General features: G+C 68.8%; 27 protein-coding genes. 13 read left to right on the top strand and 14 right to left on the bottom strand.

What is annotated here, in order from left to right:
- The first annotated feature begins 5 nt into the window (after window positions 1-5).
- Entirely contained in the window at window positions 6-602 is a 597-nt protein-coding gene (locus tag OG558_RS12345; RefSeq protein ID WP_405070341.1) for a gamma carbonic anhydrase family protein, read from the top strand.
- A gap of 139 nt (window positions 603-741) precedes the next feature.
- Here the strand turns inward: OG558_RS12345 and cobC are convergent, their stop codons facing one another.
- Both cobC and OG558_RS12335 read right to left on the bottom strand, forming a co-directional pair.
- Window positions 742-1,770 carry an Rv2231c family pyridoxal phosphate-dependent protein CobC gene (cobC, locus tag OG558_RS12340; RefSeq protein ID WP_405070340.1) on the bottom strand — a complete coding sequence of 343 codons (1,029 nt, stop codon included), beginning with the start codon at window positions 1,768-1,770 and terminating at the stop codon, window positions 742-744.
- A gap of 57 nt (window positions 1,771-1,827) precedes the next feature.
- Entirely contained in the window at window positions 1,828-2,619 is a 792-nt protein-coding gene (locus OG558_RS12335; protein WP_405070339.1) for a carbon-nitrogen hydrolase family protein, read from the bottom strand.
- 121 nt (window positions 2,620-2,740) lie between these two features.
- Between OG558_RS12335 and OG558_RS12330 the strand changes: the two genes are divergently transcribed.
- The 3 genes from OG558_RS12330 to OG558_RS12320 are packed head-to-tail and all read left to right on the top strand — an operon-like array spanning window position 2,741 to window position 5,198.
- Window positions 2,741-3,280: a molybdenum cofactor guanylyltransferase gene (locus OG558_RS12330; RefSeq protein WP_405070338.1), complete on the top strand. Its 540-nt coding sequence runs from the start codon at window positions 2,741-2,743 to the stop codon at window positions 3,278-3,280.
- A gap of 42 nt (window positions 3,281-3,322) precedes the next feature.
- Window positions 3,323-4,204 carry a phosphotransferase family protein gene (locus tag OG558_RS12325; RefSeq protein WP_405070337.1) on the top strand — a complete coding sequence of 294 codons (882 nt, stop codon included), beginning with the start codon at window positions 3,323-3,325 and terminating at the stop codon, window positions 4,202-4,204.
- A 16-nt stretch (window positions 4,205-4,220) separates the two neighbouring features.
- Entirely contained in the window at window positions 4,221-5,198 is a 978-nt protein-coding gene (locus OG558_RS12320; protein WP_405070336.1) for an NAD(P)H-quinone oxidoreductase, read from the top strand.
- Here the strand turns inward: OG558_RS12320 and OG558_RS12315 are convergent.
- The gene (locus OG558_RS12315) at window positions 5,195-5,611 is read right to left on the bottom strand and encodes a VOC family protein (RefSeq protein WP_405070335.1); all 417 of its coding nucleotides are present in this window, start codon (window positions 5,609-5,611) and stop codon (window positions 5,195-5,197) included. The genes OG558_RS12320 and OG558_RS12315 overlap by 4 nt on opposite strands.
- Before the next feature lie 73 nt (window positions 5,612-5,684).
- Here OG558_RS12315 and OG558_RS12310 point away from each other — a divergent pair, with 73 nt between their 5' ends.
- On the top strand, window positions 5,685-6,257 hold the full coding sequence (locus OG558_RS12310; protein WP_405070334.1) for a TetR/AcrR family transcriptional regulator: 573 nt from the start codon (window positions 5,685-5,687) through the stop codon (window positions 6,255-6,257).
- Window positions 6,258-6,411: 154 nt separating this feature from the next.
- On the opposite strand, the gene OG558_RS12305 is transcribed toward OG558_RS12310, so the two are convergent.
- Window positions 6,412-6,576: a hypothetical protein gene (locus OG558_RS12305; RefSeq protein ID WP_329483347.1), complete on the bottom strand. Its 165-nt coding sequence runs from the start codon at window positions 6,574-6,576 to the stop codon at window positions 6,412-6,414.
- Window positions 6,577-6,602: 26 nt separating this feature from the next.
- Here OG558_RS12305 and OG558_RS12300 point away from each other — a divergent pair, with 26 nt between their 5' ends.
- Together OG558_RS12300 and OG558_RS12295 are read left to right on the top strand one after the other, a co-directional pair.
- The gene (locus tag OG558_RS12300) at window positions 6,603-7,133 is read left to right on the top strand and encodes a CGNR zinc finger domain-containing protein (RefSeq protein WP_405070333.1); all 531 of its coding nucleotides are present in this window, start codon (window positions 6,603-6,605) and stop codon (window positions 7,131-7,133) included.
- 48 nt (window positions 7,134-7,181) lie between these two features.
- Complete coding sequence (locus tag OG558_RS12295) at window positions 7,182-7,793, top strand: bacterial proteasome activator family protein (protein ID WP_329483345.1); 612 nt, start codon at window positions 7,182-7,184, stop codon at window positions 7,791-7,793.
- Between the two features lie 5 nt (window positions 7,794-7,798).
- On the opposite strand, the gene OG558_RS12290 is transcribed toward OG558_RS12295, so the two are convergent.
- Window positions 7,799-8,608, bottom strand: a complete 810-nt coding sequence (locus OG558_RS12290; RefSeq protein WP_405070332.1) for an HAD family hydrolase — start codon at window positions 8,606-8,608, stop codon at window positions 7,799-7,801.
- 568 nt (window positions 8,609-9,176) lie between these two features.
- Here OG558_RS12290 and OG558_RS12285 point away from each other — a divergent pair.
- Window positions 9,177-9,734: a WhiB family transcriptional regulator gene (locus OG558_RS12285; protein ID WP_328525064.1), complete on the top strand. Its 558-nt coding sequence runs from the start codon at window positions 9,177-9,179 to the stop codon at window positions 9,732-9,734.
- A 143-nt stretch (window positions 9,735-9,877) separates the two neighbouring features.
- On the opposite strand, the gene OG558_RS12280 is transcribed toward OG558_RS12285, so the two are convergent.
- Together OG558_RS12280 and serS are read right to left on the bottom strand one after the other, a co-directional pair.
- Window positions 9,878-10,672 carry an HAD family hydrolase gene (locus tag OG558_RS12280; protein WP_405070331.1) on the bottom strand — a complete coding sequence of 265 codons (795 nt, stop codon included), beginning with the start codon at window positions 10,670-10,672 and terminating at the stop codon, window positions 9,878-9,880.
- A gap of 115 nt (window positions 10,673-10,787) precedes the next feature.
- A complete protein-coding gene (gene serS / locus OG558_RS12275; RefSeq protein WP_405070330.1) occupies window positions 10,788-12,062 on the bottom strand; it encodes a serine--tRNA ligase in 1,275 nt (424 codons plus the stop codon).
- A gap of 94 nt (window positions 12,063-12,156) precedes the next feature.
- On the opposite strand from serS, the gene OG558_RS12270 reads away from it, so the two are divergent.
- Complete coding sequence (locus tag OG558_RS12270; RefSeq protein WP_405070329.1) at window positions 12,157-13,749, top strand: diacylglycerol kinase family protein; 1,593 nt, start codon at window positions 12,157-12,159, stop codon at window positions 13,747-13,749.
- On the opposite strand, the gene OG558_RS12265 is transcribed toward OG558_RS12270, so the two are convergent.
- Window positions 13,746-14,228 (bottom strand): DUF4446 family protein, encoded by a 483-nt coding sequence (locus OG558_RS12265; protein ID WP_405070328.1) that lies wholly within the window; start codon window positions 14,226-14,228, stop codon window positions 13,746-13,748. The two genes, OG558_RS12270 and OG558_RS12265, sit on opposite strands and share 4 nt — an antisense overlap.
- A gap of 111 nt (window positions 14,229-14,339) precedes the next feature.
- Here OG558_RS12265 and larB point away from each other — a divergent pair, with 111 nt between their 5' ends.
- Window positions 14,340-15,059 carry a nickel pincer cofactor biosynthesis protein LarB gene (gene larB, locus OG558_RS12260; protein WP_329483338.1) on the top strand — a complete coding sequence of 240 codons (720 nt, stop codon included), beginning with the start codon at window positions 14,340-14,342 and terminating at the stop codon, window positions 15,057-15,059.
- On the top strand, window positions 15,056-16,327 hold the full coding sequence (larC, locus tag OG558_RS12255) for a nickel pincer cofactor biosynthesis protein LarC (protein ID WP_405070327.1): 1,272 nt from the start codon (window positions 15,056-15,058) through the stop codon (window positions 16,325-16,327). Before larB ends, larC begins: the two co-directional genes overlap by 4 nt.
- 6 nt (window positions 16,328-16,333) lie before the next feature.
- Here the strand turns inward: larC and OG558_RS12250 are convergent, their stop codons facing one another.
- The 3 genes from OG558_RS12250 to OG558_RS12240 all read right to left on the bottom strand — a co-directional run bounded on the left by OG558_RS12250 (window position 16,334) and on the right by OG558_RS12240 (window position 19,465).
- Entirely contained in the window at window positions 16,334-17,905 is a 1,572-nt protein-coding gene (locus OG558_RS12250; protein WP_405070325.1) for a DUF2029 domain-containing protein, read from the bottom strand.
- Window positions 17,902-18,693, bottom strand: coding sequence for a glycosyltransferase (locus OG558_RS12245; protein ID WP_329483334.1), 792 nt, complete (start codon window positions 18,691-18,693; stop codon window positions 17,902-17,904). The genes OG558_RS12250 and OG558_RS12245 overlap by 4 nt, the downstream gene beginning before the upstream one ends.
- 181 nt (window positions 18,694-18,874) lie before the next feature.
- On the bottom strand, window positions 18,875-19,465 hold the full coding sequence (locus OG558_RS12240; RefSeq protein ID WP_405070324.1) for a dihydrofolate reductase family protein: 591 nt from the start codon (window positions 19,463-19,465) through the stop codon (window positions 18,875-18,877).
- 269 nt (window positions 19,466-19,734) lie between these two features.
- Between OG558_RS12240 and OG558_RS12235 the strand changes: the two genes are divergently transcribed.
- On the top strand, window positions 19,735-20,952 hold the full coding sequence (locus OG558_RS12235; RefSeq protein WP_329483332.1) for an arginine deiminase: 1,218 nt from the start codon (window positions 19,735-19,737) through the stop codon (window positions 20,950-20,952).
- A 760-nt stretch (window positions 20,953-21,712) separates the two neighbouring features.
- On the opposite strand, the gene OG558_RS12230 is transcribed toward OG558_RS12235, so the two are convergent.
- From OG558_RS12230 to OG558_RS12220, 3 genes are all read right to left on the bottom strand, one after another.
- Window positions 21,713-22,681 carry a DUF5926 family protein gene (locus tag OG558_RS12230; protein ID WP_405070323.1) on the bottom strand — a complete coding sequence of 323 codons (969 nt, stop codon included), beginning with the start codon at window positions 22,679-22,681 and terminating at the stop codon, window positions 21,713-21,715.
- Between the two features lie 86 nt (window positions 22,682-22,767).
- On the bottom strand, window positions 22,768-23,184 hold the full coding sequence (locus tag OG558_RS12225; protein ID WP_329483330.1) for an ATP-binding protein: 417 nt from the start codon (window positions 23,182-23,184) through the stop codon (window positions 22,768-22,770).
- Between the two features lie 282 nt (window positions 23,185-23,466).
- Window positions 23,467-24,327, bottom strand: coding sequence for a glycerophosphodiester phosphodiesterase (locus tag OG558_RS12220; protein WP_405070322.1), 861 nt, complete (start codon window positions 24,325-24,327; stop codon window positions 23,467-23,469).
- A gap of 99 nt (window positions 24,328-24,426) precedes the next feature.
- Between OG558_RS12220 and OG558_RS12215 the strand changes: the two genes are divergently transcribed.
- Window positions 24,427-25,404: a zinc-binding alcohol dehydrogenase family protein gene (locus OG558_RS12215; protein ID WP_405070321.1), complete on the top strand. Its 978-nt coding sequence runs from the start codon at window positions 24,427-24,429 to the stop codon at window positions 25,402-25,404.
- The last annotated feature ends 44 nt before the right edge of the window (window positions 25,405-25,448 follow it).

Raw genomic sequence — 25,448 nt, 5'->3', positions numbered from 1 at the left:
AGCTGATGCTGCTCGAACACCGCGGCCGGCGACCGGTCGTGCCCGAATCCGCTTACGTCGCCCCATCAGCCGTGCTCTGCGGAGCCGTCGTGCTGGCCGAGGGCAGCAGAGTCCTGCACGGTGCGGTGCTGACGGCGGAGAACGGCGAGGTCCGTCTCGGTGAGAACAGTGTGGTGATGGAGAACGCCCTGGTACGCGGCCGGGCAGACCATCCCGCCCTGGTCGGCGACGCGGTCCTGGTAGGTCCCCATGCACACGTCAACGGCGCCACGGTCGAGGACGAAGTCTTCATCGCCACGGGCGCAGCGTTGTTCCCTGGTTCCGTCGCCGGCGCGGGCGCGGAGCTCCGGATCAACAGCGTGCTGCACGTGAACTCGCGCCTGGAACCGGGCACGGTCCTCCCGATCGGATGGATCGCGGCCGGCAACCCAGCCCAGCTCTTCTCACCCGACCGGCACGAGGAGCTCTGGGAACTCCAACGCGACCTGGACTTTCCCGGCACCGTCTACGGCGTCCCCCGCGGCACCCCCATGCGCGACATCATGTCCCGCCAATCCACCTACTACGGCACCCACAAGTCCGACCATCGCATCGACCCATAACTTCGTCGACGGGAGGCTTACCTGACTCGGGGCGCTCGTTGCTCGCGAGGCTGTGGTCATCCTGTGCGCACAGTGGAGCCGCACTGAACCTCGCTGAAGTTACAGCGTCAACTCGGTGGGAATGCAGTGCACAAATCAGTCAATCCGTCAGGTCGCGCAGTACCTTCACAAACGCATCGGTCACATCGGCCGGCCGTACGGCGATCCGCAGCCAATCCGGCCCGAGCCCAGGAAACGTATCACCCCGCCGGACCGCAAACCCCTTGTCCCGCAGGGATTCCCGCAGTACGGCGCCCCCCTTGACCTGCACGAGTACGAACGGTCCCCGCGCCACGCCGTACGTCGACAGCCCACTCACCGAACCAAGATTGTCAAGCAGATGGACACGTTGCCGATCGATGTCCAACGCCGCACTTGTTGCCTCGGACAAAGCACGCTCGTTGCTGCAGGCAATCGCCGCCGAAAGTGCAGGAGTGGACACCGGCCAATGCGGCTGGACGGCGGCCAGTTGCTCGATCAATCCGGGTGCGGCGAGGACGTACCCGATGCGCAGCCCCGCCAGTCCCCAGGTCTTGGTCAGGCTGCGGATCACCACGAGGCCCGGGATCGACGCGCCGGCGAGCGACTCGGGCTCGCCCGGTACGGCGTCGATGAACGCCTCGTCGACGACGAGGATCCGGTCGGGCCGCGCGAGTTCGCGCAGGTCGTCCGCCCGGTGCAGCACGGACGTCGGGTTGGTCGGATTGCCGATGACAACGAGATCAGCGTCGGCCGGCACGGCGCGTGGATCGAGCACGAACCCGTCCTCCGGCCGCAGGATCACCCGGTCGACCAGATGCCCGGCGGATCGCAACGCCGCCTCGGGTTCGGTGAACTGTGGATGAACCACTACCGCATGCCGCGGCCGGAACGCCCGCGCGATCAGCACGAACGCCTCGGCGGCCCCCGCAGTCAGCAGGACCCGATCCGGCGCTACGCCGTGCCGTGCGGCGACCGCCGCCACCGCCGCGTCCTGCCGCGGGTACGACGCGAGGTCGCACAGACTGCTCGTGATCTCGTCGACCAACCACGGCGGCGGTGTCCCCGCCCGCACATTGACCGCGAGATCGACCAACCCGTCGCCGACCTCGAGGTCGCCGTGATGCTCCAGATCAAACCCATCCAGCACCCCTGGAGGCTAACCGCTCGGCCGCGATCAGATACGGCCTAGTCCGCGCCTCGGGCGTCAGCGCGGGGTGACTGTGTAACGGCGGTTCTCGAGCGAGGGGTTCCGTCGGCGTACGTCGGCCAGCCGCTCGGCCGAGACCTCCGCGACCGCATGCCCATCCGACTCGCCGACTGACACCACAGCGATGCCCTGTGGATCAATGACCTGGCTGAGCCCGCAATACTTCTTCCCGTTCTGCGCAGCGGCCGCCACATAACAGGTGTTCTCCACAGCCCGAGCCGTAAGCAGAGTGGTCCAGTGGTGCTCCTTCAACGGGCCACGGACCCACGCGGCCGGTACGACGAGCACCTCAGCACCGGCGTCGACCAGAGCGCGAGACAGCTCGGGGAAGCGCAGGTCGTAGCAAGTCATCAGGCCCAGGGACATGCCGCTGACGCCGACGACCACCGGTGCGACATCGCCCGCGGTCAGCTGATCCGATTCCTTGTAGCCGAAGGCGTCGTACAGGTGGATCTTCCGGTAGGCGCCGAGCAGCGATCCCTCCGCGCCGACCGCCAGCAGCGTGTTGTAGGGACGGTGCTGGTCGCAGCTGCGCTCGAACATGCCCGCCACGATCGCCACACCGTGCTCGACCGCACACTTCCGCAGCGTGTCCACGAACTCCCCGTCCAGGGCCTCCGCGGCCTCGGCCACCGAGCCGCCTTCGACCGCGAAGTCGGACATCATCGCTTCCGGGAGGACGACGAGATCCGGCCGGCCCTGAGCCGCGTCGGCGACGACGCGGGTCACCAGGTCGCGGTTGGCGGCCTTGTCGTTGCTGCTGGCGGTCTGCACCACGGCGATCTTCACCCCTCCATGGTGCCGCAGATCCGGGCTTGAACCCCGCGCGATGTGAGGACCTGCTGTCGAGGGAGTGCGCAAGAGGCGGGAAGAGTTGGTCCAGAAGGACCGACCCGGCGAGACTGCTGTCGTGGAGTTCGACGCGGTGGTGCTTGCTGGGGGCGGGTCGACGCGGTTCGGTGGCGTGGACAAGGCGATGTTGGTGCTGGACGGAGTCACACTGCTCGATCGGGTGCTGACGGCAACTGCCGACGCGGTGTCGACCGTGGTGGTCGGCCCGGTCCGCACCACCTGCCGCCCGGTCGACTGGACCGTTGAGGATCCACCGTCCGGTGGTCCGGTTGCAGGGATCGCGGCTGGGCTGAGCCACGGCACCACTCCGGTCGTTGTCCTGTTGAGCTGCGACCTCCCCTGGCTGACGAAGGAAGACGTCACAACACTCCTCAACGGACTGGGCGACCACGACGGATACGGCCTGCGCGACACAGACGCCCGCGAGCAGCAACTCGCGGCCGCCTACCGCCGGACCGCTCTGGCCGAAGCGATCGCGCGCGTCGGCGACCCCAGTGACAAGTCGGTACGACGAACGCTCGCCGGCCTCGACCTCGCCTGGTCCAACCCGACCCGGGCCGGCGACGATGTCGACACCTGGGCAGACTTCGACGACTGAAGACGACTGAAAACCGCTGGACGCGGCTCCTAGCGTGAGGCTGTGGATATCGCAGCGATGGTCGCCAAAGCCTGCCCGGACAGCGAGGTCGCCGAAGTCGTCCAGCGAACCGGCGGCCAACTAAGCACAGTCTTCGAGGTACGACGAACCGACGCCGACCCCTTGATCGTCAAGGTCTACGCACCCGAGTGGGCCTGGAAGCAGTCCAAGGAAGTACACATCTACGGCCGGCTGGCCAAGGAGCTGGACGGCTCGATCCCACGGGTCGTCCACGCCGAGCCGGCCGGTGACCACGACGCCTTCACCGTCCTGACCAAGCTCGACGGCGTACCACTGTCCGAGACCGATCCGCCCGACTGGCGAGCGACGTACGTCGAACTCGGCCAACTGCTCGCCCGTGTCCACCGCATCCCGCAGCCGGCGTACGGATATCTCACCGACCGGATCCTCGATCCGCTGCCGGACAACGACCAGTACATGCGGAGGCAGTTCACCAAGAAGCTCGACGAGTTCGCCGGGGATCCAGGATTGCACGAAGCAATCCGCGCGTACGTCGACGAGCACAGCGGACTGTTCGCGGCGAACCACGCACCAGTCCTGTGCCACAACGACTTCCACGAGGGCAACGTCCTCGTTGATCCGGAGACCTGGCGCGTCACCGGGTTCATCGACGTCGAGAACGCGATCGCCGCCGACCCGCTCATCGACCTCGCCAAGACAGCGTCGTACTCGATCCGTGGCAACGCCGACAAGCTCGCCGGCCTGATCGAGGGGTACGGCGCGCTGCCGCAGGACTGGGAGGACCGGATCCTGCTGTACCGCGTCTACCACTCGCTCGAACTCTGGGACTGGTTCAAGTCCATCGGCGAGACCACTCATCTCGACAGCATCGCCGCCGAGCTTGCTGAGCTGGTGAATCGCTGAGGGTACGGTGTGCAGCATGCGAGCTGTCGTGTGTGAGGGTGCCGGCGGGATCGAGGTCCTGACGGTCGGCGAGATCGAGGACCCGCGGCCGGCCGTGGACGAGGTTGTCATCGACGTGGTCGCGGCCGGTGTGAACCGGGCCGATCTGATGCAGCGGCAGGGGTTCTATCCGCCACCGCCCGGCGCGCCGGGGACGATCGGGCTCGAGGTGTCCGGCACGATCTCCGCGGTCGGCGCCGACGTCGAGGGCTGGTCCGTCGGCGACGAGTGCTGCGCGCTGCTCGCGGGTGGTGGATACGCCGAGAAGGTCGCCGTACCGGTGCCGCAGGTGATGCCCGTGCCCGACGGGCTCGACCTGGTCAGTGCCGCGGCGCTGCCCGAGGTGGTCGCGACGGTGTGGTCGAACGTGTTCATGACCGCGCACCTCAAGTCCGGCGAGACGCTGCTGGTGCACGGCGGTTCGTCCGGCATCGGCTCGATGGCGATCCAGCTCGGGGTCGCGCACGGCGCTCGGGTGCTGACCACGGTCGGCAGCATCGACAAGATGGAGTTCTGCACCCGGCTCGGCGCGGACGTCGCGATCAACTACAAGGAAGCCGAGTGGGCGTCGGTCGTCCAGGAGGCGACCGGCAACGCCGGGGTCGACGTGATCCTCGACATCGTGGGCGCGAAGTACCTGACCGACAACGTCAAGACCCTCGCGTACGACGGGCGCCTGGTGGTGATCGGGATGCAGGGCGGCACGAAGGGCGAACTGGACCTCGGCCGGCTGATGAGCCGCCGCGGCTCGATCACCGGCACCGGCCTCCGCGTCCGTTCGGTGGCGGAGAAGGGGCGCATCCTCGCCGAGGTCGTCGGCCACGTCTGGCCGCTGATCGCCGAGAAGAAGGTCCGACCGATCGTCCACGCCACCTACCCGCTGGCCGAGGTCGCCCGCGCCCACCAAGACCTCGAACAGTCCAATCATCTGGGCAAGATCCTGCTGACGCTCTAGCTTGTCGGCAGGTTGGCGGCCAGCCAGGCCGGGTCGGGTTCGACCAGTTGAATGACGTCGAGCCAGGTGCCTTCGGGGTCGCGGACGAAGAAGTGCCGCTGGCCGAAGACCTCGGTCACCGGCTCGGTCTCCAACCGAACGCCGGCCTCGGTGAGCGCGGCGGCGATCTTGTCCACGTCGTCGACGATGAAGCCGAAGACGCTCGTGCTCTCGGTGGCAGCGGACACGGCGGCCGGGACCGTCGCATGCCCGCGCTCGCAGATGGCGAGCTCCCAGTCGGCCTCGCCCCGGCGCAGGGTGATGAACCAGCCGAGGTCCAGGGTGATCTGCAGGTCGAGGTGCTGCTGGTAGAAGGCGGCGACCTCCGCCGTCCGGTCGGTGACCACGGTCGCGCCGAAAGCGGCGGGATGCATACGTTCTCCTGACTACTACAGCTGTTGTTGTTGTGCACGACAGTTGTAGTAGAACTCTGCTAGCGTTGTCAACGTGCCCCGGAACACGGAACGCCGTACTCAACTCGCCGACGCCGGCCTCGCCGTCCTCGCGGAAGCCGGCGCCCGCGGCCTGACCCATCGAGCCGTCGACGCCGCCGCCGGACTCCCCGCCGGCACGGCGTCCAACTACTTCCGTACGCGCGACGCACTGCTCGGCGCACTCGGCGAGCGCGTCTTCGAGCGGCTCACGCCGGACGAAGCCGTCCTCGAGCCACTCTCGCACCGCCAGCCGACCATCGACCTGGTCGTGGACTACGTGCGCTACATCGTCGAACGCCTTCTCGGCCGCCCCGAACTCTCCCTCGCCCTGTTCGAGCTCCGCCTCGAGGCCGCGCGCCGCCCCGGCCTGGACGAGATCCTGTCCCGCACACTCCGGCAGGGATTCGACGCCGACGTCGCATTCCACGTCAACGCCGGTCTCCCGGGCGGCGCCGAAGAGGTTCGCCTGCTTCGCTTCGCCGTCGACGGGCTCGTCCTCGACCAGCTGACCCCCGGCTCCGGCCGCCCGTACGACGTCGACGCCATCACCACGCAACTGGTCCGGCGTCTGATCCGCGAGGACTAGACAGCTCCCTTGACCGCCCATCCGGGAAGTCCACCCTGCTCACCTGCGCCGGTGGACTCGACCAGCCGACCAGCGGCGAAATACTTGTCGACGGCAACGACCTCGCTACGCTGAGCCGCACACCGCCGCGACGAGCATGGCATCGCCGGATCGACTAGCCCACTCGGGCCACCTCGGGGTGGGCGACGGCGTACGGCGGTGTGCTGGTGACTCTCCATTGACCGCAGGCACACCGCTGGTACACGACCAGGCCTTCGCTGACCTGATGGGAGGACACCACACTCCAGCGGTGTCGATGGGCATCGAGGTTGACTGTCATGGGATCCATGGTGATGTAATGCCATTATGCATCTCAACCCTTACGGTGCCGACGCGGTCCTGCTCGCGGTCAACCTGGCTACCCGGCCGGCGACCACCCCCGAGGAACTGGCCGAGCGCTGCGAGGAAAGCGGGGTCGAGAGCCGCCTGGTCCGTGAGCGCCGCGTTACCACCGCGGACCTGGCGGCCGTTCGCGTCGCGCTCGACGAATGGCTCGCGGTCGTGGACGCGAAGGACGAGCAGACCCGCGTCGATCTGATCAACGCGATGCTGGCCAAGTACACCGAGCATCCGCGCCTGACGAACCATGCCGGCGACGGCTGGCACATGCACTACCGGCCCGACAAGGTCCCGGTCGGCCGGCTCGTCGCGACACTGATCAGCACGGGTACGGCGCTCCACCTGGCGGGCCGTGGCATCAGCCGGCTCGGCCGTTGCGCCGCCGACGGCTGCGGCAAGGTGTACGCCGACCTTTCACGGACCGGCCGTCAGCGCTATTGCAGCCCCGCCTGCGCCAACCGGGACGCCGTCCGACGGCATCGCGCCCGCGCATCGTAGGACCACCGGACGGGTCGTAGGTTCAGTCGACCGGCCTAGGATGGACAGATGACCGAGAGCAGCAGCGAGGGCCAGGGAGTTCCGATGACCGGGGCGCGGACCGAGGACGGCAAGGTGCTGATCGTCGGGCCGGACGGAATGGCTGTCGAGGGGCCGCCGCGCTCCAACCGTGGCGACGACGAGCACGACGAACCGCGGTCGGTGACCGAACTGGTCGAGCAGCCGGCCAAGGTGATGCGGGTCGCGAACATGATCCGCAACCTGCTCGAGGAGGTGAAGTCCGCCCCTCTCGACGAGGCATCGCGGCAGCGACTGAAGGCGATCCACGAGGCGTCCATCAAGGAGCTCGAGTCCGGCCTGGCGCCGGAGCTCGTCGAAGAGCTGGAGCGACTCAGCCTCGACTTCACCGACGACAGCACTCCGACCGACGCCGAGCTCCGGATCGCGCAGGCGCAGCTGGTCGGCTGGCTGGAAGGTTTGTTCCACGGCATCCAGACGGCGCTGTTCGCTCAGCAGATGGCGGCTCGTCAGCAGCTGGAGCAGATGCGGCGCGCACTGCCCGGCGGCCAGCAGCTGCCACCCGAAGACGGCCCCGGCTTCCCCGGTGCGCCGCAGGCCGGAACCACCGACGGCCCGGGCAGCGGCGGGATGTATCTGTAAACGCCTTATTCCAAAGGCTGAAGCAACTCTTCGAGGACGGCGGCGACGCCGTCCTCGTCGTTTGCCGGGCACACCACGTCGACGACGGCCAGTACCTCGGCATGCGCGTTGGCCACGCCGTACGACGTACCGGCCCAGGCGAGCATCGGCAGATCGTTGATCGAGTCGCCGAAGGCGATCGTCGCAGCGGCCGGGATCCCTTGTTCGGCAGCGAAATCGGCCAGCATCGCGGCCTTCGAGACACCGTTGGCGGAGATCTCCACCAACCCGTGACCACCGCTGTGACTCGCGGTCACCCGATCGCCCACCACCGGACCGATCCGGGCGAGCAGTTCGTCGGAGTGCCAGCTCGGATGGCGAACCAGCAGCTTCGCGGCCGGCTCGGACAGCAGCACCTCGACAGCAGCGACCAGTGTGTCTTCGGGCTTCGGCCATCGATTGAGGTAGTCCGGTTCCTGTCCGTAGCGGTTCGATCGCTCGATGGCGAACTGCACGTCGGGAACCTCCGACCGGATCGCCCGCGCGACGTCGAGCGCGACGCCCGGCTCGATCAACCGGGTCCGGATCGCCTTGCGGCGCTCGACGTCGTACAGAATGGCGCCGTTGGCAACTATTGCGACACCGTGATCGCCGACCAGGTCGGACAGGTCGTGCAACCAGCGAGGTGGCCTCGCGGTGACCATCACGAAAACACTCCCCGCGTGTTGCGCGCCGAGCACCGCCGCGCGGGTCCGCGCCGAGATGGTTCCGTCACTGCGGGCAAGCGTTCCGTCGAGGTCGGTGGCGATCAGGCGAGGGAGTTCGGCGGCGGTCACACAGCTACCGTATCCGGCGGGTTCATTACTCCTCCGACCACCTCCGGCGCAAGCCATTGGACATCGGTTTCAGACGTTTCTGATCTTTCTGATTGAGCTTTTGACAACGTCATCAGACCGTTACGGCAGGATGCTGCAAAGGCAGCAAGTTCCCCTGCGCAGCGCGGGGAGCACATGATTTCATGCGGTGGTCTGGCGGGGAACCGGGGGCGATTCGACCGCGTCGTAAGCCTGTTCTGGATCAGCGCGACTGATGCAGCCCCACCACCGGAAGCACACAGAAACGTCGAAGAACTGATGCGGAATTGGCTGCAACCAAAACCGCAGCAGCGGCGTCAACAGTTATGGATCGGTGCGTCCCGCGCCCGGGACGACACGGTGGGTCGGCAACAAAGTTCGCCGGTCCATCAGCTAGTGGATTCGTATGGCCGAACGTCGTTCACCGTTCGTTCACTCGGGTCCTGATACTTGGGGAGCCTTGATGATCGTCAACAGCGCCAATCTAGCGGGGCCGGGGGGCAGCAGCTCCCGAGCGGCTGTCGACACGGCTTCCATCAGGGAAGGGGCGATGACCGGCTGCATCGCCCGACCGGAGATTTTCCAGCACCGCCTGATGGAAGAGCCGCCGCCCGCGTCCGCCACCCGTCGCACCCGGGAGCGGTACGAACAGCTCGTCCGCGAGGCGAAGGCCTTGTGTGCCTCGTGCCCGTTGTTCACCGACTGCTTGTACAGCGCCGTTGCTGAGCACGACGTGAGCGGGTTCGTCGCCGGAACCACTGCCGCACAACGGCGTTCCATCCGCAACCTGCTCGACGTCGAGGTCCAGGCCGACGACTTCGACCAGCTCGCCGGGGCCCGTGGCACCCGCCGGCCGGTCAGCCACGAAGAGGTGCTGCGGCTGCGGACGCAGTACCCGAACGACAGCCTGGAATCTCTGGCCATGCGGCTGGGTTGCTCGCTGTCGACGGTGAAGCGTCACCTGCGCCGCGCCCGCCGCGGGCAGAGCCCGGCCGCCAAGACGCCACGGCCGCGTCCGAAGGTCAGCGCCGTGCTCGACGCATTCGACACGGTCATCGACCACCAGCAGTGCCAGCCACGCCGGACCGGCAGCAGCCGCGTCGCCTGATCCGATACTCGGCCCGCCAGCGGACTATCGGACACTGACAGCGAAGGCCCGGAATCCCTGTGCAGACAGGGATTCCGGGCCTTTCGGTTGCTTTGGACAACTGTCAAGTTTTCGGTTGCGCTTGACAACTGTCAAGTGTTTGGTCAGAACCAGCGGTTCAGCACTGCGGCGACGCCGTCGTCCTGCACCGACTTGGTCACCTCGTCGGCCGCGGCCTTGACCTCGTCCGGCGCGGACCCCATCGAGATGCCGCGACCGGCGTACGTCAGCATCTCGATGTCGTTGCGTCCGTCCCCGATCGCGACCAGGCCGGACGGATCGAGGTCGTACTGCGCCAGCGCCACCTTCAGCCCGGTCGACTTGTCGACTCCCTCAGGCGCGATGTCCAGCCACGCCGTCCAGCCGACGAAGTAGCTCACACCATGCAGACCAAGGCGTTCGGCCAGGTGGACGAAGTCCGCTTCGGACTGCTCCGGGTCGCGGATGATCAACCGCGTCACGGGCTCCGGTGCGAGCTCGTCGTCGCTGACCACGCGGATCCTGGCTCCGACGCCGAGATCGCCGTCCGGGAAGGGCTCGGTGACCAGGTAGCTGCCGTCGTACTCCTCGACTGCCATCCGGGCGTTCGGCGCGTACTTGCGGACCGAGGCGATCACGGTCGTCGGATCGAAGGTCCGCTCGTCCACGACCTTCCCGTCCGGGAACCGCAGCGTGCGCGCACCGTTGCTGCAGACAACGAATCCGCCGGCCGGCAGGCCGAACCGCTCGGCCACCGGCTTGGTGGTCGACCAGGCCCGGCCGGTCGCCAGGATCACCGGCACCTGGGCGGCGGTCCGCCGGACCGCGTCGACGACCGCGGGCGACAGCCCTTCGTCGTGGTCGATCAGCGTGCCATCGATGTCCAGGGCAACGGCCGTCGGCCGCGGGCCGCCGGTCATTGGGCCTCCCGGCCTGGACTGAGGAGCGCAGGGAGCGAAGCGACCGGAGCGACGAGGGAAGGCCGGGAGTTACAGCCCAATGACCCGCCGCGCCGGAGGCGCGGCATCAGCACTGTCATTTGGCAACCGGTTCGAGAACCTCGCGGCCGCCGACGTACGGGCGCAGCGCGGTCGGCACCCGGACCGAGCCGTCGGCCAGCTGGTGGGTCTCCAGGATGGCGACGATCCAGCGGGTGGTGGCCAGTGTGCCGTTCAGCGTCGCGACCGGCTGCGTCTTGCCGTCGGCGTCGCGATGCCGGATGTTCAGCCGGCGGGCCTGGAAGTCCGTGCAGTTGGACGTCGAGGTGAGCTCGCGGTAGCGGTCCTGCGTCGGCACCCACGCCTCGCAGTCGAACTTCCGGTACGCCGAGACGCCGAGGTCACCGGTCGCGGTGTCGATCACCCGGTAGCACAGCTCCATCTTGTCGAGCATCTCCTTCTCCCAGCCGAGCAGCCGCTGGTGTTCGGCGTCCGCCTCGTCCAGGCTGCAGTAGGAGAACATCTCGACCTTGTCGAACTGGTGGACACGGATGATCCCGCGGGTGTCCTTCCCGTGCGACCCGGCCTCCTTGCGGTAGCACGACGACCAGCCGGCGTACCGGATCGGGCCGCCGGACAGATCGAGGATCTCGTCCATGTGGTAACCGGCCAGGGCGACCTCCGACGTACCGGTCAGGTACAGCTCGGGGTCCTCGAGCCGGTAGACGTCGTCGTGCGCCGACAGGTAGCCGGTGCCGCCCATCACCTCGGGCTTGACCAGTGTCGGCGTGATCATCGGGGTGAAGCCGTACTCGACCGCCTGCTGGATCGCCAACTGCAGCATGCCGAGCTGGAGCAGCATGCCTGCGCCCTTGAGGAAGTAGAACCGCGAGCCGGAGATCTTCGCGCCGCGTTCCATGTCGATCGCGCCGAGCAGTTCGCCCAGCTCGAGGTGGTCGCGGGGCTCGAAGCCCTCGGCGGCGAAGTCGCGCGGCTTGCCGACCTCCTCGACCAGGACGAAGTCGTCCTCGCCACCGACCGGGGCCTGGTCCGAGACCAGGTTCGGCAGGGCGCGGGAGAGGTCGTCGAAGCGGTTCCCGGCCTCGTTCGCGGCGGCTTCGTTGGCCTTCACCTCGGCGGCCAGCGCCTTGGTCCGCTCCAGCAGCGCGGTCCGCTCGTCGCCCTTGGCCTGGGCGACCTGCTTGCCGAGCGTCTTCTGCTCGGCCCGGAGCGCCTCGAAGGCGGAGATGGACGATCGACGCTCACTGTCGGCCACCAGGATCTGGTCGACCAGGTCCGTACTTTCGCCGCGCTTGGTCAGGGCCGCACGCACGATATCTGGGTTCTCACGGAGCAGTTTCGCGTCAATCACACCCTGAGGGTATCGGGGCGTGTCAGAACCGGCGAAGTCTATTCGGGATGATGTGGTGGCAGCACGCGATCATCGAGGGGGATCAGAGGCGGCCATGAACCACCATCCACCCAGCTCGCTAGGCCGTGCGCTGACGGTCGTCCTGGGTGCGCTGCCGTTCGCCGTGATCACGCTGCTCGTCTTCAAGGACTGGCCTCCGCTGCAGCACTGGGACCAGTCCGTCGCCGCCCGCGCCGCCGCGTACGGCGCCGGCCACGAGACCGTGATCGACTTCTGGCAGGTCGTCGGCGCGGTGGTCCTGCCCTGGACCTCACGGGCGGTGATCGTCGTGGTCGCGGCGTACCTGTGGCGCCGCCGGGCCCGCGTGTTGGCCTTCTGGCTGCTGGTGTCCGCCGGGGCGGAGCTCGTCCTGGTTCAGTCGGTCGAGTACATCTTCGAGCGGCCCCGGCCGGCCCAGATTCTGGTCGAGAGCGATGGCTGGTCGTACGTCTCGGGCCATGCGACCGCTGCGTTCGTGATGGCCGGCGCGCTGGGCGTCGTCCTGCCGTCGGTCCGGGGCTGGCGGCGCCGGTTCCGCCTGCTGGTGATGCTGCCGGCGATCGCGGTGGTGTGGATCGCGTCCGCCGACCAGATCGCTCTGAACGCGCACTACGTGTCGGATGTGCTCGGCGGATGGGCGCTCGGCCTGGCGATCCTGACCGCCACGTCGATCGGATTCGGCCTCCGGCCCGGGTTGCGGCGTCGGCGTCGGCGTACGCCCTCGGACGGCACCGGTACGACGATCCCGCCCCGGGCGGCCGTGATCGTGAACCCGATCAAGGTCGGCGACGGCGTGGCGTTCCGTCGGAAGGTGACCCGGGCGCTGTCGGTCCGCGGGTACGACGACCCGCTGTGGCTGGAGACGCGCGAGGACGACGCCGGGAACGCGATGGCCAAGCGCGCGATCGAGAACGAGTCGGATCTGGTGCTGATCGCCGGCGGCGACGGTACGGTCCGCGTGGTCTGCGCCGCGCTGGCCTACACCGGGATCCCGGTCGGGGTGATCCCGGCCGGCACCGGCAACCTGCTGGCCCGGAACCTGCACATCCCACTCGACCTGGACGATGCGCTGGAGCGGATCCTGGACGGCCGTGACCGCAGGATCGACCTGGTCAGTGTGCGCGGCGACGATCTGGACACCGACCGGTTCGCGGTGATGGCCGGGCTCGGGCTGGACGCGGCGATCATCTCCGATGCGCCTCCGCACCTGAAGAAGCAGATCGGCTGGACCGCGTACCTGGTGTCGGCGGCGAAGAACATCAACCATCCGTCGGTGCGGGTGAAGCTGACGATCGATGACGCGGAGCCGATCGAGCGGCGGGTGCGCACGGTCGTGATCGGGAACGTCGGCATGCTGCAGGCGAACATCCCGCTGCTCCCGGACGCGCGGCCGGACGACGGGCTGCTCGACGTCGTGGTGATCGCCCCACGCCGGGTGACGCAGTGGCCGATCGTCGTCTGGCGGCTGATGACGCGGACGAACCGGACGGACATGTATCTGGAGCGGTTCACCGGGCGGAGGGTGGAGATCACCGCCGCGGTCGACGTACAGCGCCAGCTGGACGGGGACCCGATCGGGCCCGGGCGCTTCCTGTCGGCGGAGATCGAGCCGGGCGCGCTGACCGCCCGAGTGCCCAAGCGTCGTTAGTCGGTCTGCTCGGATTCCTTGCGCAGGTTCTCGATCGCCTCTTCCTCTTCGGGCGACAGCTTGGCCTCGCTCGCGAACGCCCTGACCTCTTTGGCGTACGTGCGCGCATCCGCCCGGCTGTTGATCGACGTCAGGACAACCCCGTCGCCCTTGTCGTCCAGCAGCGCCATCGACCAGGACAACTTCCCGCCGGTGTCGCCGAACGCGTCGTACCGGACCACCGCCAGATGTTTCAGGGTCTCGCGCAGTTCGCCGCGGGCGACCTCGATCTCCTTGCCCAGCTTGCGGAGCTCGGACCGGACCGTGCCCGGCTTGGACTCCGGCTGTTGCGGCTCCGGCCCGGGCGCCGGGGCCGAGTCGACCTTGGCCGGCTTGGACGCACCGGACTGAGTTCGCAGGGCCTGGATGGCGAACACCAGGGCGAGCGCCGCCACGAACAGGGCGGCGATCCCGAATGCACCGGCTAACGTCGAAGACACGCACTGCAGCCTAAGGCATCGGACGGTATGCCTGAGTACTCAGGCGGTTGCACAGCGTGTGCGTCTGGACCGGAAGAGGTGTTGTCCGTGCAGGCCACGTAGATTCTCGGCGTGACTCATTTGCCAGACCAAGGTCCCCTGCCTGGCGTCCACGACTTGGGATACGCCAGGCTCGACACCGATCGGCTGGAGCGGACCGGCGATGCCGAGGTGGTCTACGGCGCCGGTAAGACGCCCTCCCAGGTCGTCGAACTGCTGCGGACTCTGCACGCCACGCATCCCGATCACGCCGTACTGGCCACCCGGCTGACGGTCGAGGCCCAGGAGGCAGTTGCCGCCGCTCTGCCGGCCGCAGTGATCGATCCGGTCGGTCGTACGGCGGTCCTCGGTGAGCCGCCCGTCCTGCGCGGGACTGTCGCCGTGGTGTCGGCCGGTACGTCGGACGCCCCGGTGGCAGCCGAGGCGGCGACGACGGCTCAGGTCTTCGGCGCCGAGGTCGACCTGGTGACCGACGTGGGTGTCGCGGGGCTGCACCGAGTCATGGGGGTGCGGGAGCGTCTCGACGCCGCGGACTGCCTGATCGTCGTCGCGGGCATGGAGGGTGCGCTGCCCAGCGTGGTCGGCGGACTCGTCGGCGTACCGTTGGTCGCAGTACCGACCTCAGTCGGGTACGGCGCCTCGTTCGGTGGGCTGGCGGCTCTGCTCGGGATGCTCAACTCGTGTGCGCCCGGTGTGACAGTGGTGAACATCGACAACGGCTTCGGCGCCGGGGTCTTCGCCGCGCGCGTCGCCCGCCGTTCCGCACCTCGCGAGTCCAAGGAGACCGAGTGAGAATCGCCTGGATCGACTGTTCGGCGGGCGCCTCCGGCGACATGCTGCTCGGGGCGTTCCTGGACGCGGGCGCGGATCTCGCGGTGGTCAACGCCGCGGTGGCCGCCGTCGACGCGTCCCTGTCAGTGACCGTCGCCCCGACGGCCCGGCACCAGATCGCCGCGACCAAGGCGACGGTCCAGGTCAACGGCACCCCGCACCCGGAGAACATCCCGGACGCCGGCCACGGACATGGTCACGGCCACGGAGATGAGGCTGGACACGGCCATGGGCACGAGGCTGGAGACGGGCATCAGGTGACTCGGGCGTGGGCTGACGTCCGGCAACTGCTCGAACGGGCCGCTTTGAGCGACGCCGTTCGGGCCCGCGCCCTGGACACCTTCGCTCGGCTGGCGCGGGCCGAGGGTGCCGCGCACGGCGTGACACCTGACGAGGTGCACTTCCACGAGGTCGGTGCGCTCGACGCGATCGCGGACATCGTCGGAGTCGCGGCGGCGTCGATCGCGCTCGACCTCGACCGGATCGTCGTCTCCACCATCTCGCTCGGCGGCGGTGGCCAGGTTCGCGGTCAGCACGGCGGGATCCCGGTGCCCGGGCCCGCGGTCCTGGCCCTGCTGTCCGAGGCCGAAGCCCCGGTCGTCGGCGGCGCAGCGCCGTACGAGATGACTACGCCGACCGGCGCGGCCCTGCTGGCCTCGATGGCGAACGAGTTCGGCCAGCTGCCGTCGATGCGGATCGAGCGGACCGGCGTCGGCGCGGGCGGCCGCGATCCGGTCGAGGTGCCGAACGTCGTCCGCGTGGTGGTGGGCGAGTCGGTCGAGCACCCGGCCACCGAACTCGTCTACGAGACCAACGTTGACGACCTGGACCCGCGGATCTGGCCACAGGTCCTCGCCCGGCTGATGGAGGCCGGCGCGGCCGACGCGTGGCTGACACCGATCCTGATGAAGAAGGGACGGCCGGCCCACACGCTGTCGGTCCTCGTCGGCAGCGCGAACGCCGAGGTGGTCCGCTCGGTGATCCTGGCCGAGACGTCGGCGATCGGCCTGCGGGAGTTCAGCATCCGCAAGCACGCCGCGGATCGCGAGTTCGCCAGCGTCGACGTCGACGGCCAGCGCATCCACGTCAAAATCGCCAGGTACGGCGGCCAGGTCGTCAACGTCCAGCCCGAGTACGACGATGTGGCCGCGGCCGCGGCAGTCCTGAAGAAGCCCGTCAAGACCGTTCTGGCCAAGGCGATCGCCGCCGGCCACGACCTCTGGAGCTGACGCCGGCTAGTGGGCTTCGGCCTTCTCCGTGAGGGCTTTCTGTTTGCGGCGGGGCCAGTCGTACGGCCACCACTGTGCTCCGCCGCGGCGCGCCCAGACGATCAGGGCGATCAGGACGCCCAGCTCGACGGCCGGGCAGATCGTGTCGCGGAGCCGGGCGCTGAACCACTCGAGCGAGTCGGACAGGCTCGCGGCCACTTGGCGCGCGTTCGGATCCCGGCCGGGGACATAGGCGATCGCGAGCATCGTCGTCCGGATCACCATCAGCCCGTCCACCTTGGACGCGGCGACCGCGGCCAGCGCGACCCAGGCGATCAGGTCGTACCAGGGCAGTGAGTACATCGCGGTGAGGATCCAGGCGATCGCGTAGATCGCGGTGTAGCGGATCGCGGCCGGCGTCGGGTCGTCCGGATGCGTCTGCGGCACGATCGACTTCGGGAACACCTGCGTCAGCAGGATCGCGACCACGATCAGGCCGACCCACGCGAGGATCGCCAGGACCGTCCGCACCAGCCCGTTCGGCAGGAACAGGGTGAAGAAGCTCAGCAGGACCTTGTGCGGTGTGCCGGTCGAGATGAACGACGTCTGCGACCGCGCCTGCTGGAACGCCTGCAGCCCGACGATCGCGTACAGACCACCCATCGCGAGCGCACCGCCGCCACAGAAGATCAGCGCCTTCCGCCGATCCGCCCGCAGCGACCACAGCATCGCGACCCCGACCAGGCCGATGGACAGCTTCGTACAGCCGGCCACTCCGAGCATGATGCCCGCCCAGAACACATGCCGCCGGAACAGCACCAGCGCGATCACCGCGAACATCACCGCGATCGCGTCGTTGTGCGCGCCGGCCAGAACCGTCCACAGGATCAGCGGATTGGCCAGGCCGAGCATGATCACGCGGCGCCGGTTCGGCAGGTTGGGGCCGACCAGCTTGAGCAGCAGCAGTCCTGTCACGATCAGGCTGATCGCGACGGACAACTGCAGCATCCACACGGTCAGCTGCATCGAGTCGCCACCGATCAGCGACGCGATCCACTGGATCCAGGTCGCGATCGGGCCGTACACGCTCTTCGCGCCCTGCCAGGGCCGCTCGGTCGCCGCGATCACGGGGTCGTAGCCGAGCCGGATCGTGTCCGCCGGCGCGGTCGTGTACGGGTTGCCGCCGAGCGCCATGATCCGCCCGTACGCCGCGTAGATCAGCACGTCGCCGGAGGCCATCGGCGGGACCAGGGTGATGGCCGCCGTCGTACCGATGCCTAGGGCAACCAATCGGTCGACCCGCGGGGACCAGCCGTGTTTCAGGGCCTTGGTGGCGAGGAAGACGCCGTACCCACCGAGCAGGATGGCGACGTAGATCATCACCGTGACGAGCCAGTCGTTCGGCTTCGAGTCGAACCAGTACGACGGAAGCCAGGCGTGCCGGTTGGTCAGGGTCAGCACGACCACCGACGGACCGAGCAGGCCGGCCGCGACGATCAGCGCCGTACAGGCCAGGTAGAGCGCGACGGCGCGACGGCCGTAGCGGTTCGCCAGCTGCGGATCGGCAGTCGTGGTGTCGGGCGTGTCGCCAGTGCTCATTGCACTGTCTTCCGCGGGAACAGGCTGCGCAGCGACGGGCCGCCGCCGTCCGCGGGCAGGGCGCTGCGCGCGGCCAGGGCGCGACGGACGTGCAGGTATTGCTTCGCGCGGTGGAGCTGCCCGCGCAGATCCGTCCCGGTGGCCCGGTGCCGGACCTCGATCGGAACCTCGAGAATGCGGAAACCCTTGCGGCCGAGATCGATGCTCAGCGCGGTCTCGACCCCGAATCCGGCGGCCAGCGGTACGGCGGAGTCGAACGCGGCCCGGGTCAGGCAGCGCTGCCCCGACAGCGGCTGCTCCGGAGCCCAGCCGGTCGCTTCCTCGATGCCGGCCCGGGCCAGCTTGACGACGAACCCGTGGCCGCCGGCCTTGGACCCGTCGGCGCGCAACTGCACCGGCAGCGTGCCGATGGTCATGTCGGCCCGGCCGGTCTGGACCGGCTCGATCAGCGGCGCAGCCGCGGTCGCGGAGTCGGTCAGGTCGGCGTCGAGGAAGAGCAGGTGCCGTGGCCGGGCACCGTCGCGCTCCGCGACCGCCGCCGCTCCGGTCTCCATCGCCGCTGCCTTCCCCCGGTTCCGCTCGTGCCGGACGACGACTGCTCCGGCCTGCTCGGCGGCTTGCGCCGTACCGTCGGCCGAGCCGTCGTCCACGACCACGACCAGGTCGACCCCGATGATCTTGTGCACCGCGTCCACGGTCGCCGCGATCCGCGCCACCTCGTCCTTCGCCGGGATCACACAGGCGACGGCACGCTGATAGGGCTCGGAAGGCAGATCATGACCGGACACAGCACGTCAGCCTAGTTCCTCCGCAGCCGATCGACCTCGTCAGCGCCCACCCGCTGTGGATATCTCGTTCTTTCGAACGACCCTGTGGAAAACCTTCAGGGGCGGGCGCCGATCGCGGCATCTTCTCTGGCGACAGCTTTCATCATCGATCGGAGGAGTTCGGATGACCAGTTCACGTGCTTCAGGAGCGCACGCGGTCGAAGAGCAGGCACACGGCGCCGGACTCGGTCGGCGTCGAGTCGGCCAGTCGCCACGACGAGCCCGGCAGCCCGTCCTCGAACAGGCGGGCCCCGCCGCCGACCAGCTCCGGCGCGAGCGTGATGCTCAGCTGGTCGACTTCGTCCGCGGCCAGCAGCGCCTTGATCACGCTGCCGCTGGCCAGCACGATGATGTCCCCGCCCTCCTCGGCCCGCAACTGCTTGACGACATCGGCTGGGTCGGCGTCGACGACCCGCGAGTTCTGCCACGGCCCCTCGGTCAGCGTTGTCGAGAAGACGACCTTCTCCGTCTCGTTCATCCACTTCGACACCGCCCGGTCCTGCGGCGCCGCGTTCTCGTCGTCGGCCACCGCCGGCCAGAAGCCGCCGAAGCCTTCGTAGTTCTTCCGGCCGAGCAGGATCGTGGTCGCCGGCGACGTCACCCGGATCATGTGATCGCGGGACGCCTCGGTGATCGCGTGCGGGACGATCCAGCTCATGTCGTAATCGCCACCGGCGCCGTTCACCCGTCCGTCGAGCGAGAGCGTGATGTTGGCGGTCACCTTGCGGGTCATCTCGGTACCTCTTCCGATCCGGGTCGCCCTCGTGGCGTCCTCACACCAGAGATCCTGTCGCCCCGGCCCCGGGCGAACATCTGCCATCTGGCCTATATCCCCGCCCGCCGGGCCGATCCACATCCGGGGTGGCCTGACCGACCCCGCATCGCCAGGGAAGTTGGAGGATCAGGGATATTGTCGGACAATCAGACAGAGCAAGTTCCTTCGGCGCGGAGGCGTCGGGCTGCCGTAGCGTGGTTGGCACGATCGGACGAAAGGGCAGGCGCATGACCGAGGCTCGAGCAGTCGACAGGGCGTACGGCGTCGACAGTGAGGTCGGACCGCTGCGGACGGTGATGCTGCACCGCCCCGGGAACGAGCTCCGCCGGCTCACCCCGCGGAACAACGACAAACTGCTGTTCGACGGCATCCCGTGGGTCGGCCGCGCGCAGGAGGAGCACGACGCCTTCGCCCAGGCGCTGCGAGACCGCGACGTCGAGGTGCTGTACCTCGGCGAGCTGCTCACCGAGGCGCTCACGGATCCGGAGGCGCGAGTACGAGCGGTGACCGGCACCACCGAGGACCTCCGGCTCGGCGACACCCTGCGCGACTACCTCCGGGCGTCGCTGGCCGGCCTGGACCCGGCCCAGCTCGCCGAGGTTCTGATGGCCGGGGTCCGGAACGACGAAGTCCGCGTGGGCGGCCTGGTCACGTCGTTGCTGGCCCACGAGGACTTCCTGATCGACCCCCTGCCGAACCTGCTCTTCACCCGCGACTCCAGCGTCTGGATCCGGGACTCGGTCGCCGTCACCTCGCTCGCAATGCCGGCCCGGGCGCGCGAGACCCAGCTGACCGAGTTGATCTACACGTTCCATCCGCGGTTCGCCGGCGCCGACAAGGTGTACGACCACCAGCTCGAGCACGTCGAGGGCGGTGACGTCCTCGCTCTCGGGCCCGGCGTACTGGCGGTGGGGGTCGGGGAGCGGACCACGCCGGCGGGTGTGGAGCGGCTGGCTCGGCGGGTGTTCGCGAAGGATCTGGCCCACACGGTGCTCGCGGTGCCGATCGCTCAGCAGCGGGCCACGATGCACCTAGACACCGTCTGCACGATGGTCGACGTCGACGCCGTACTGATGTATCCGAACATGGCCGAGGAGATGCGTGCGCTCGCGGTCACCACCGATGGCGACGAGCTGCACGTTGCGGAGCCCGAGCCGTTCCTGGTGGCGGCGGCGAAGGCGCTCGGGATCGACACGCTCCGGCGGATCGACACCGGCCTGGACCCGGTCACCGCCGAACGCGAGCAGTGGGACGACGGGAACAACACCCTCGCCGTGGCGCCGCGCGTGTGCATCGCCTACGAGCGGACCGTGGAGACCAACGCGCGCCTGGAAGAGTCCGGGATCGAGGTCATCCGCATCTCCGGCTCCGAGCTGGGCTCCGGCCGCGGCGGACCCCGCTGCATGTCATGCCCCGTCCTCCGCGCCCCACTCGGCGGCTCCTGACCCGCGCCTGAACGTTTGCTCCACCACCCAAGTGAGCCCTACGACACGCGCAGTGAAATCGGGGCTTGTGGCCGACATCCATTCTGAGTACTCTTCATGGCTAGGCCCAGGCCCTGTTGCTCCCCCGTCAGCAGGACTTGGGCCGTCCACGTTCCTAGCCCGGTCCGCAGGTGTACACCCCCTCCCGGCCTAGACCACTCTCAGTAACCCCACCCGGCTGCCCCCAAGGCACCGGGCGCTCGTGTCTCCACCACGCGGGCACCCACCACACCCAGTCGGCGCCCCCAGCCACATGTGCGCTCGCGCCTCCACCACCCCCACGCCGGCCACCCGGCGCCCCCAGCCACACGTGCACACGCGCCTCCACCACGCCCACTCGGGCCTACCCGCCCCACCTTCAGGTCGGCGGCTGGTTGGGAGCAGCCGGCACGTGGTGGAGCAGCCCACGAGCTCCCGGCGCGTGGTGCGGCGAGTCGTGGATTGAGGCTTGTTGGAGGCGAGATTTCTCGCCGATTTTCACGACTCGACGACTCCATGACTCCCGCGCCTCTGGCCGGGCGTCGCCGGCGGCCGGGCGGGCGGGTCGGGGCGGGCCGCTCGCACGTGGGCGGGGTCGGAACGGGGGCTCCCACGTGGGCGGGGTCGGAGCGCGGGCTCGTATGTGGGCGGGAGTTGGGTGGGCGACTGATGCGCGAACACCCGGGTGCTTGGGGGCACCCGGGTGTTCGAGGTGATGGGAGGCGCCGTCGGCGCCGGGGTGTCAGCGGATGGTTAGTTGGCGGCTGGAGAGGCCGGCTCGGGCTGCGCGTTCTTCGGTGGTGAGGGGGGCCTCGGTGGTCAGGGCCTTCTCGAGGGCTACGGCGAAGTCGGCGGCGGGCTTTTCTACGTCGGCGGCTTCGGTGTCGGCGGGGAGTTCCCAGACGGGGGCGAGGACGCCGAGAGCGCGGAAGGAGCCGATCAGACGGCTGCCTTCGGTGAGCGCGGAGGAGCCGGCGGCGTGCAGGCGGGCGAGGGCGTCGAGCAGGGTGTCCTCGCTGTGCGGCATCACCCAGCGCAGGTAGCGGCGGTCACCGATCTGCGTCCAGTACGCCGCCTCGACGGACTCCAGCCGTACGGTCGGGGCAGCGGCCGCGTTGGCCCGCTCAAGACCCGCGGCGACCTCGCCGGTCGGGTCCTCGACGTTCTCGCTGACCCAGAAGTCGAACCCTTCGTGCACCTTGACCTCGATCGGCTTCGAGGTGTCGATCAGGTCCTGCAGCCGCGGGCCGTCCGTCATCAGGTCGCCGAGCTGGATCGGGTTGCCCGGCTCGGTGTCCAGCGCGGCGGTGATCGCGTGGCCGAGGTCGCGGGACGGATCACCCGACGACGCGTGCGTCTGCAGGCCGATCCAGATCGTCTCGTCGTCACGGACCAGGCCCGGCATCGCCATCGGCAGCAGGGTGACCAGGTTGACCACCTTGCCCGCGTGGTCGCCGGTCAGCACGACCTCCGCCGTGCCCGAGGGGACGATCTCGCGGAACGCGATCAGGTCGGACTCCGACGGCAGTCCCTCGAACGGCCGGACCACGAAGGTGTCCGCCGCCTGCGCCCGGTCCTTGCCGTGGCACTGCTTGAACCGCTTGCCCGAACCACACGGGCACGGTTCCCGCGGCCCGACATCCACCAGGTCGGCCGGGTCGAGGGTGACGGTCGTCGTGTTCTTCGCGCGCTGCCGCGACTTCTTTCCCATAGGCGCAGTCTTGCAGCCCACCGCACCAGACAGCCAACCCGATCAGACAGCCAACCCGATCAGGTCGGGGACGATCGCGCGGACGATCAGTTCGGGATGATCGCGTGGACGGTGCGGTGGTTGGCGGCGGTGCGGACGTCCCAGCTCGAGGTGAGGATGTCGACGATCCGCAGGCCGCGGCCACCGATCGACTCGGGGTGGGTGTCGGTGATGGGTTGCGGCTCGGTGTCGCCGCGGCCGTCGGTCACCTCGACATGGATGCCTGCCTTGTCGATCCACCAGGCCGCGCGGACCTCGCCGGCGGGCAGCGCCGGGGCGTACCGGATCGCGTTGGAGAGCAGCTCGGAGAGCACCAGTTGCGCGTCGTCACGGGGGGTTTCGGCGACCCGGTACCGCTTCAGGTAAGCGGCCAGACGGCGGCGGGCGTCCGCGACTGCGGACACTTTGTGCGGCAAGACGACGTCCACGATGCTCACGTCGGCAGGCAGGGTCGCTGAGGACAAGCAGGGTCTCCTCGATGATCGGAACAGCCACAGTGACATCTGCCCACGTTCCAGCCCTGGAAAACAACCCAGATGCATTCCGTTACATAGTCACAGCAGCGTCACAGCTAAACCCGAAGAAACCGTGACGAAATCGACGGAAATGAACGTTGCAATAACCGCCCGCATTCATGCCACTACGTATCTCGACCTGCGTGACACACGCCACACACAACGCCAGTGATGTGTAACAAACTCCGTGTGCACCTGCGACGTCCACTTCTCCCCCGTCGGCACCCCGGGTCAGGACTGACGGCGATCACGGCGTCTCGGGGGGTAGGTGTACGTCGGGACCGGAGCCTTGGCGGGTTCGGCGAGGGTCTTCAGCGCGGCCTCGGGCCGGTCGGTGATGATCGCGTCGACGCCGATGTCGCGGCAGTGCCGGACGTCCGCGTCGGCGTTGACGGTCCACACATGGACCTGGTGCCCGTGCTTCTGCGCGCGATCGACGTACTCGGGGTGTGCGGTGACGATCTCCAGGCTGGGACCGGCGTACGAGACCCCGGTCGGGAGTGAGCCGTCGCGGAAGCGCAGCGGGACACGGTCCATCAGCAGGACCGTCCGGAGGCCGGGCGCCAGCACCCGCATCCGGCGCAGGGACAGCCAGGAGAAGCTCATCACCCGGACCGGAGACTCCGTGCCGACCTTCGGATGCGCCCACCCGTAGCGGTCGAGGGCCTCGATCAGCCGGCGCTCGACCAGACCGGCGTACCGGGTCGGGTGCTTGGTCTCGATGGCGAGCTCGACCGGCCGGCCGGCGTCCCGGACGGTGGCCAGGAGCTCGTCGAGCGTGAGCACCTTCCGCAGGTCGGGGCTCGGCAGCTCGGCCTCGTCGTCGAGCTCCGCCCACGGGTTCTTCCAGGAGCCCCAGTCGAACGCCTCGAGCTCCTCCAGACTCATCGTGGACAGCACGCCGCGACCGTTGGACGTGCGCTCGATGCGGCGGTCGTGGACACAGACCAGATGTCCGTCTGCGGTGAGCCGAACGTCGCATTCGAGACCGTCTGCTCCCGCGTCGACCGCCCGGCGGTACGCCGCGAGCGTGTGTTCGGGACTGACATCACTAGCGCCACGATGGGCCACCACCTTTGGGCGTTTCCCCATAGGGACAACTCTGTCACGCGGCCTTGTGAGGAAGTCACGGAGGCTCGCCGGGTGATGGAAAACGGTTTCTGATCGCACCCTCAGGTGAGGATGGATCGCATGGAGATGCGCGCGATCGTGCTGGACGGGCCGGGGGAGCCCGAGGACATGCGGGTACGGCGGATCGCCGTACCCGAGCCTGAGACCGGGTGGGTGCGGATCAAGGTGGAGGCGTTCGGGCTGAACCGGTCCGAGTACCACCTGCGGGCCGGGCTGGCGACGAACGCGCGGTTCCCGGTGATCCCGGGGATCGAGGCGACCGGGACGGTGGACGCGGCGCCGGGCGGTGAGTTCGAGCCCGGGCAGCAGGTGGTGGCGATGATGGGCGGGATGGGCCGCCGGTTCGACGGTGGGTACGCCGAGTACACCGTCGTACCGGCGTCGTCCGTCATCCCGGTGACGACGGACCTCGACTGGGCCACGCTCGGCGCGTTGCCGGAGATGCTGCAGACGGCGCACGGTTCGCTGCACACCGGGTTGGCGATCGAGCCCGGGCAGACGTTGCTCGTCCGGGGCGGTACGTCGTCCGTCGGGGTGGCGGCCGCCGTACTGGCCAAGGAGCACGGGCTGACCGTGTTCTCGACGACACGGAATCCGGACCGCGCACAGGTGTTGCGCGATCTCGGCGTCGATCACCCGATTGTTGATGATGGCAACGTTGCGGAGAAGGTCCGGGAAATCCTGCCCGGCGGGGTGGACGCGGCCCTCGAACTCGTCGGGACAAATGTTCTGCCGGACACCCTGAAGGCGACCGCGGTACACGGCACGGTGTGTTTCACCGGAATGCTCAGCGACAACTGGACGATCCCCGACTTCTACCCGATCGGCTATCTACCGAACGGGGTCCGGCTGACGGCGTACGGCGGCGAGAGCGGCGACCTGCCGCCCGCGGCCTTCCAGCGGTACGTCGATCTGGTGGCGGAGGGGAAGCTCCCGATCCGCATCGATCGGGTGTTCGGCATGGAGGAGATCGGCGAGGCGCACCGCATCATGCAGGACGGCAAAGCCGTCGGGAAGCTGGTGGTCCGGGTCAACTGAGCCGGGAGTGGTGCCGGGGCCTGCCACCTGACGGGCCCCGGCAC

Origin of the sequence: Kribbella sp. NBC_01510 (assembly GCF_045040325.1) — a bacterium.
Taxonomy (GTDB): domain Bacteria; phylum Actinomycetota; class Actinomycetes; order Propionibacteriales; family Kribbellaceae; genus Kribbella.
Note: the sequence above shows the minus strand (reverse complement) of the source record. Positions and strands in the feature narration are given on the sequence as shown.